The 6,720-nt window shown below is 72.8% G+C and carries 5 protein-coding genes; 2 read left to right on the top strand and 3 right to left on the bottom strand.

Annotated elements, in window-relative coordinates; genetic code table 11:
* The first annotated feature begins 142 nt into the window (after positions 1-142).
* Positions 143-2,164 carry an MDR family MFS transporter gene (locus ACFC1X_RS03490; RefSeq protein WP_376348345.1) on the top strand — a complete coding sequence of 674 codons (2,022 nt, stop codon included), beginning with the start codon at positions 143-145 and terminating at the stop codon, positions 2,162-2,164.
* Here the strand turns inward: ACFC1X_RS03490 and ACFC1X_RS03485 are convergent.
* The 3 genes from ACFC1X_RS03485 to ACFC1X_RS03475 form a co-directional block, all read right to left on the bottom strand.
* Positions 2,091-2,879 carry a sulfite exporter TauE/SafE family protein gene (locus ACFC1X_RS03485; RefSeq protein WP_376348344.1) on the bottom strand — a complete coding sequence of 263 codons (789 nt, stop codon included), beginning with the start codon at positions 2,877-2,879 and terminating at the stop codon, positions 2,091-2,093. The two genes, ACFC1X_RS03490 and ACFC1X_RS03485, sit on opposite strands and share 74 nt — an antisense overlap.
* Before the next feature lie 63 nt (positions 2,880-2,942).
* Entirely contained in the window at positions 2,943-4,481 is a 1,539-nt protein-coding gene (locus tag ACFC1X_RS03480; protein ID WP_376348342.1) for a long-chain fatty acid--CoA ligase, read from the bottom strand.
* A gap of 56 nt (positions 4,482-4,537) precedes the next feature.
* Complete coding sequence (locus tag ACFC1X_RS03475; RefSeq protein ID WP_376348341.1) at positions 4,538-5,725, bottom strand: thiolase family protein; 1,188 nt, start codon at positions 5,723-5,725, stop codon at positions 4,538-4,540.
* 162 nt (positions 5,726-5,887) lie between these two features.
* On the opposite strand from ACFC1X_RS03475, the gene ACFC1X_RS03470 reads away from it, so the two are divergent.
* A complete protein-coding gene (locus ACFC1X_RS03470) occupies positions 5,888-6,697 on the top strand; it encodes an alpha/beta hydrolase (protein ID WP_376348542.1) in 810 nt (269 codons plus the stop codon).
* Positions 6,698-6,720: the final 23 nt, after the last annotated feature.

The following is a 6,720-nucleotide window of genomic DNA, read 5'->3' as shown; positions in this document are numbered from 1 at the left end:
CACCGACACACCCCCCAACAAACCCCCCACCAACCCACGACACGACACCACACACGCCGCCCCCGCGGGCCCCGCCGCCCCCCCCCCCCCCGTGGTGGACGGGCGGCGCCTTACCGTCTTCTTCGACACTAACTTGGCGGGGATGCTGCGGCCCGCGCTGCACCAGCCCACCGCGGGCCCCGCGCTGCCGACGATCGTCTCGGACCTGGGCGGCGCCTCGCACATGTCGTGGGTGGTGACGTCGTACCTGCTCGCGGAGACCGTGGCGACGGTGCTGGTCGGCAAGTTCGGCGACCTGTTCGGCCGCAAGGTGGTCTTCCAGGTCTCGGCGGTCGTGTTCATCACGGGGTCGTTCCTGTGCGGGCTGGCCACGAACATGCCGCTGCTGATCACGTGGCGGGCGATGCAGGGCATCGGTGCGGGCGGCCTGATGGTGACGTCGATGGCGTTGATCGCGGACGTCATCCCGCTGCGGGAGCGCGGCAAGTACCAGGGCGCCATCGGCGCGGTGTTCGGCGTCGCGACGGTCATCGGCCCGCTGCTGGGCGGGCTGTTCACCGACCATCTCTCCTGGCGCTGGGCGTTCTACGTCAACGTGCCCATCGCGATCGTCGTCGTGATCGCCGCCGCCCGCACCATCCCGGTGGTGAAGTCGGCCGTCCGGCCGGTCATCGACTATCTGGGCATCGCGCTGGTCGCGGTGGGCGCCAGCGCGCTGATCCTGGCGACCAGCTGGGGCGGCAACGAGTACGCGTGGGGTTCGGGCGTGATCCTGGGCCTGTTCGCGGGCGGGCTGGTCGCGCTCGCCCTGTTCTGCCTGGTGGAGACCCGGGCGGCCGAACCGATGCTGCCGATGCGGCTGTTCGCCAACCCGGTGTTCACGGTGTGCTCGATCCTCAGCTTCATCGTCGGCTTCGCGATGCTCGGCGCGCTGACGTACCTGCCGACCTATCTCCAGTACGTCGACGGCGACTCGGCCACCGTCTCAGGTGTGCGGACGCTGCCGATGGTTGCGGGGCTGCTGATCGCCTCGGTCTTCAGCGGGACCGTCGTCAGCCGGACCGGACGGTACCGGCTGTTCCCGATCGCGGGGACGCTGGTGATGGGCGTCGGCCTGTACCTGATGTCGCTGATGGGTCCGGCGACCGGCGCCGGCCTGGAGTCGCTGTACATGTTCGTGCTGGGCACGGGCATCGGCCTGTCGATGCAGGTGCTGACCATCGCCGTACAGAACACCGTCGACTACGCCGACCTCGGCACCGCGACCTCCGGCGTCACCTTCTTCCGCACCCTGGGCAGCTCCTTCGGCACCGCCGTGTTCGGCACGATCTACGCCAACGCGCTGGGCCCCAACCTGCGGGACGGTGTCGCCGAGGCCGCGCGGACGGGCGCCGCCGATCCGTCGGCGATCGGCCGGGCGGCGACCAGTCCGGAGGGCGTGCACGGGCTGCCTCCGCAGACGTCGGCGCCGATCGTCGGGGCGTACGCGGACACCATCCAGACGGTGTTCCTGTGGACGGTGCCGGTCGCGGCGGTCGGCTTCCTCGTCGCCCTGTTCCTCAAGCAGGTCCAGCTGCGCGACAGCGCCCGCGCGGGCTCCACCGACATGGGCGAGGGCTTCGCCTCACCGCACGACGCCAACAGCAGGCGGACCCTGGAGGCGTCCGTCGGAAAGATCATCGGCGGTACGGAGCTGGACACCGCGCGGCGGATCATCGCGGACAGCGACACCCGGCTCGACGTCGCGGGCGCCTGGGCCGTCATGCAGGTCGAGCTGTTCACGCGCCTGGTCGGGCACGCCAGCCTGGGCCTGATCGCCGCCCGCCGCCGGATGCCGCCCGAGGTGCTGCTGCCGGTCTTCGAGCGGATGGTGGAGGAGGGCTTCCTGACCCGCCACGGCTCCCTGCTCTCCCACACCGACGCGGGCGCCCGTGAGGCGCTGGTCATCGGGCGGGCGTGGGCCACCTGGCTGGAGAGCCGGGTGGAGCAGGACATCGGGCGGCCCACCGATACCGACCTGCGCGCCGCCGTCGACGCCATCGCCAAGCGCCTGCTGGTCGAGGACCTGAGCAACGGCCTGCCGCGGCGCGTCACACCAGCAGGAGCTGCAGACCGCCCACGATCGTCGCCGCGATCACCAGACGCTCGAACAGGCGTTGGTTGATCCGGTTGACCGCCCACTTGCCGAGGAACGCGCCGGGCACCACGAACACGACCAGCACGGCGTCTAGGAGCAGTGAGCGGCCGTCGATCAGGCCGAGGCCGGCGCTGAAGGGCACCTTGGAGACGTTGACGATCAGGAAGAAGAACGCCGACGTGCCCAGGAAGCCGAGCTTGCGGAAGCCCGCGGAGAGCAGGTACATCGACATCACCGGGCCGCCCGCGTTGGCGACCATCGTGGTGAAGCCGCCGAGGACGCCGTACGAACGGGCCTTGACCCGGCCGGCCCGCGAGGCCGTCCGGTCCTGTTCGGAGGCCTCGGACGCGTCGGACGCGTCGGCCTGTCTCCGGCGCCACACCGTCACCCCGGCCATGAGCAGCAGGATCACGCCGATCGAGGTCCGGACGACCGCGTCGTCCGCCCACACCAGGAACAGGGTGCCCACGGCCACGCCGACCCCCACGGCGGGGAACAGCCGCCACAGCGTGGGCCAGTGCGCGTGCCGCCGGTAGGTGAGGACGGCCAGGACGTCCCCGGCGATCAGGACGGGCAGCAGGATGCCGGTGGAGGCGCGGGCGGGCAGGACCGCGGCGAAGATCGCGAGACTGACCGTGTTGGCCCCGCTCACGGCGGTCTTGGAGAAGCCGACGAGCAGGGCCGCGAAGGCGAGTGCGGCGAACTCCCAGCCGGTGAGGTGCCAGAGCGTCATCGTGTCCATTGCGGCCACTGATGCTATGCGCACTCAACCGGTCCGCGTAAGCACCGTCTCGCCAGTCGGTCCTTAGCGGGCCGTCTGCCCCTGATGCTGGGCGTGGTCCACGTAGCGGGCCCGCAGTTCCCGCTTCAGCACCTTCATGCTCGGCCCGAGCGGCAGCGCGTCCGCGAACTCCACCCGGCGCGGGTACTTGTACCGGCCGAGGTGCCCCTTGGACCACTCGGTGATCCCGGCCGCGTCCGGTGCCGCGCCCGGCTCGGGGACGACGACGGCACACACCTCCTCGCCGTGGAGTTCGTCCGGGAGGCCGATGACGGCGACCTGCGCGATGCCGGGGTGGCGCATCAGCACCTCCTCGACCTCCCGCGGGTAGACGTTGTAGCCGCCCCGGATGATGACGTCCTTCTTCCGGTCGACGATGCGGAGGAAGCCCTCGTCGTCCTTGGTGCCGAGGTCCCCGGTGCGGAACCAGCCGTCGACCAGCGCCTCGGCGGTGGCCTCCGGGCGGCCGAGGTAGCCGGAGAAGACGTTGTGGCCGCGTACGACGACCTCGCCCAGCTCACCGGGCGGCAGCAGGACGACACGGCCCTCGACGTCCGCGTGGGCGATCTCCACGTCCACGCCCCACAGCGGGTGGCCGATGGTGCCGGGCCTGGTCCCGAACACGGGCTGGTTCACGGCCGCCGCGGGCGAGGTCTCCGACAGCCCGTACCCCTCGTGGACGCGCGCGCCGAACGCCGCCTCGAACCGCTCCAGCACCGCCACCGGCAGCGAGGCGCCGCCGGAGACGCACACCCGCAGATCGGGCAGGGCGTCGGCGTCGCCCGCCGCGGCGGCGAGGGCGACGAACATGGTCGGCACCCCGTGGAAGGTGTTGACCTTCTCCTCGACCATCAGCTCGATCGCGCGCGCCGCGTCGAAGCGGGGCAGCAGGACGAGGGTGGCCCCCGCCCGCCAGGTCGAGTTGAGGGAGACGGTCTGGCCGAAGGCGTGGAACAGCGGCAGCGCGCCGAGCGCGATGTCGTCGGGCCGGATGTCGTTGGCGTCGAAGGCGTTGACGGTCGCGTTCATCACCAGATTGAAGTGGCTGAGCACCGCGCCCTTGGGGACACCGGTGGTGCCGCTGGTGTAGAAGACCACGGCCGGGTCGTCGGCGTCGCGGGTGACGTACGTCGGCAGCGGCTCGGCGTCGGCGGCGAGCTTGCCGAACTCGTCGCCGAGGGTGATCACCCGTACGCCCGCCTCCCGCGCGGCGGCCGTGCCCGTCCCGGCCTGGGCGGGATGGCACAGCAGCAGGGTCGCGCCGCTGTCGCGCAGCACGTGCTCGACCTCTTCGGCCGACAGCAGCAGGTGCACGGGCACGACGACGCCACCGGCGGCGGCGATCGCGTAGTACGCCTGCGGGAAGTCGGCGGTGTTCGGCGCCATCAGCGCGACCCGGTCCCCCGGCCGGACGCCGAGGCCGGTCAGCGCGCCGGCCTGCGCCCGCGCCCGCCGCCACACCTCGGCGAAGGAGAGCCGCAGGTCGCCCTCGACCAGCGCCTCCTTGTCGGGACGGCGCCGGGCGTTCTCGGCGAGGATGGCGGCGACGGAGAGGGTTGCCATGGGGTGTTGCTCCGTTCCTTGCTGCGGCTCTGCGAGGGGGTGCGGCGTACGTACGGCTAGTGCCGTTCGACGAGCACCGCGCTGCCCTGCCCCACGCCGACGCACATGGTGGCCAGCCCGCGGGCCGCTCCCGTACGGCGCATGCGGTGGAGCAGGGTGGTGAGGATGCGGGCGCCGGAGCAGCCGAGCGGGTGGCCCAGCGCGATGGCGCCGCCGGTGGGGTTGACCAGGCCGGGGTCGATGCCGAGCTGGTCGACGCAGGCGAGGGCCTGGGCGGCGAACGCCTCGTTGAACTCGGCCTCGGCCAGGTCGTCGACGCTCCAGCCGGCCCGGGCGAGGACCTTGCGGGTGGCGGGGACCGGGCCGATGCCCATGACGTCCGGGTGGACGCCGGCCGAGCCGCCGGCGACGTAGCGGCCCAGGGACTCGAGGCCCAGGTCGTTCAGGGCCTCCTCGCTGACCAGGAGGAGTCCGGCGGCGCCGTCGTTCATCGGGGAGGCGTTGCCCGCGGTGACCGTGCCGCCGGGACGGAAGACGGGCTTGAGGCGGCCCAGCTTCTCCAGCGAGGTGTCCTCGCGGACGCATTCGTCGGCGTCGACGACCACGCCGTCGGGGCGCTCGACCGGGAGGATCTCGTCGTCGAAGCAGCCGTTCTTGCGGGCCTCGGCTGCGAGGTGGTGGCTGCGCAGGGCGAACTCGTCCTGGCGCTCGCGCGGGATGCCGTACCGCCCGGCGACCTCCTCGGCGGTCTCGCCCATCGCCAGCAGTCCGTGCAGGTCCTTCATCGCCGGGTTGACCAGGCGCCAGCCGAGCCGGGTGTCGACGGTCTCGATGCGGTGCGGCAGCGCCTCGTCGGGGCGGGGCAGCACGAAGGGGGCGCGGCTCATCGACTCGGAGCCGCCCGCGAGCACGACGTCCGCCTCGCCCGCGGCGACGGTGCGGGCGGCGGTGGTGACGGCCTCCAGGCCAGAGGCGCACAGCCGGTTGACGGTGGCGCCCGGGACGGACTCGGGCAGGCCCGCGAGGAGGGCGGCCATCCGGGCGACGTTGCGGTTGTCCTCGCCGGCCTGGTTGGCGGCGCCCCAGTACACGTCGTCGATACGGGCGGGATCGAGCGCGGGCACGTCGGCGACCAGGCCCCGGATCACGGCGGCGGCGAGGTCGTCGGGCCGCACGGACGACAGGGCGCCGCGCAGCTTGCCGATCGGGGTGCGGCGGGCGGCCGCGAAGTGGACGGGACGCACGAGGGGACTCCTGACCGTCGTCGCCCGGTCGCCGGACGGCACGCCGCCGCCGGACGAGGGGCATCCGACATTAATTAGCACTGCTAGTTTTGGACTATAGACCGCCGGACGGCTCCCTGGGAAGATCCTCCGGTGACCTTCACCGACGCAGCCGGAGGAGCCATGGCCGAGGCCCGCGCACACGACCTGACCGGAACACGGGGACGGATCACCGCCCGCGAGTGGCCCGCGGACCGGCCCAGGTACGTGGCGCTGCTGGTGCACGGCTACGGCGAGCACGTCGGGCGCTACGAGGAGGTGGCCGGCGTCCTGGCCGGACACGGCGCGGCGGTCTGGGGCGTCGACCACACCGGACACGGCCGGTCCGACGGCGAGCGGGTGCTGGTCGAGGACTTCGAGGACGTGGTCACCGACGTGCACTCCGTGGCCGCACGGGCCCGTGCCGCCCACCCGGACCTCCCGTTCGTCGTGATCGGCCACTCCATGGGCGGCCTGATCGCCTCCCGCTACGCCCAGCGCCACCCCGGCGGGATGACCGCGCTGGTGCTGTCCGGGCCGGTCATCGGCGACTGGGAGCTGCCGCGCCGGCTGCTCGCCCTGCCGGAGATCCCCGACATCCCGATCAGCCCCGCCTCGCTCTCCCGGGACCCGGCGGTCGGCGCGGCGTACGCGGCGGACCCGCTGGTCTGGCACGGCCCGATGAAGCGGCCGACCCTGGAGGCCTTCGTGCGGACCCTGGGGAAGGTGGCCGAGGACGGCGACGTCGGCCCGCTGCCCCTGCTGTGGGTGCACGGGGACGACGACCGGCTGGTGCCGCTGCCGGGCAGCCGCCCGGGCGTCGAAGCGCTGAGCGGCGGCGACCTCACCGAGCGGATCTATCCGGGCGCCCGGCACGAGCTGTTCAACGAGACCAACCGCGCCGAGGTCTTCGCCGACGTCACCCGCTTCCTGGACGGCGTGCTCGCCCGCTGACCGGGCGGCGCGTTTGCCGCTCC

Source organism: Streptomyces sp. NPDC056128 (assembly GCF_042263835.1).
GTDB lineage: Bacteria > Actinomycetota > Actinomycetes > Streptomycetales > Streptomycetaceae > Streptomyces.
The sequence above is the reverse complement of the archived record's forward strand: the minus strand, read 5'-3'. Positions and strand labels throughout refer to the sequence as shown.

Bases quoted from the DNA above. Each gene is read 5' to 3' on its own strand.
- ACFC1X_RS03490 (WP_376348345.1), top strand. From the start codon at position 143: ATGCTGCGGCCCGCGCTGCACCAGCCCACCGCGGGCCCCGCGCTGCCG.
- ACFC1X_RS03485 (WP_376348344.1), bottom strand. From the start codon at position 2,879: ATGGACACGATGACGCTCTGGCACCTCACCGGCTGGGAGTTCGCCGCA.
- ACFC1X_RS03480 (WP_376348342.1), bottom strand. From the start codon at position 4,481: ATGGCAACCCTCTCCGTCGCCGCCATCCTCGCCGAGAACGCCCGGCGC.
- ACFC1X_RS03470 (WP_376348542.1), top strand. From the start codon at position 5,888: ATGGCCGAGGCCCGCGCACACGACCTGACCGGAACACGGGGACGGATC.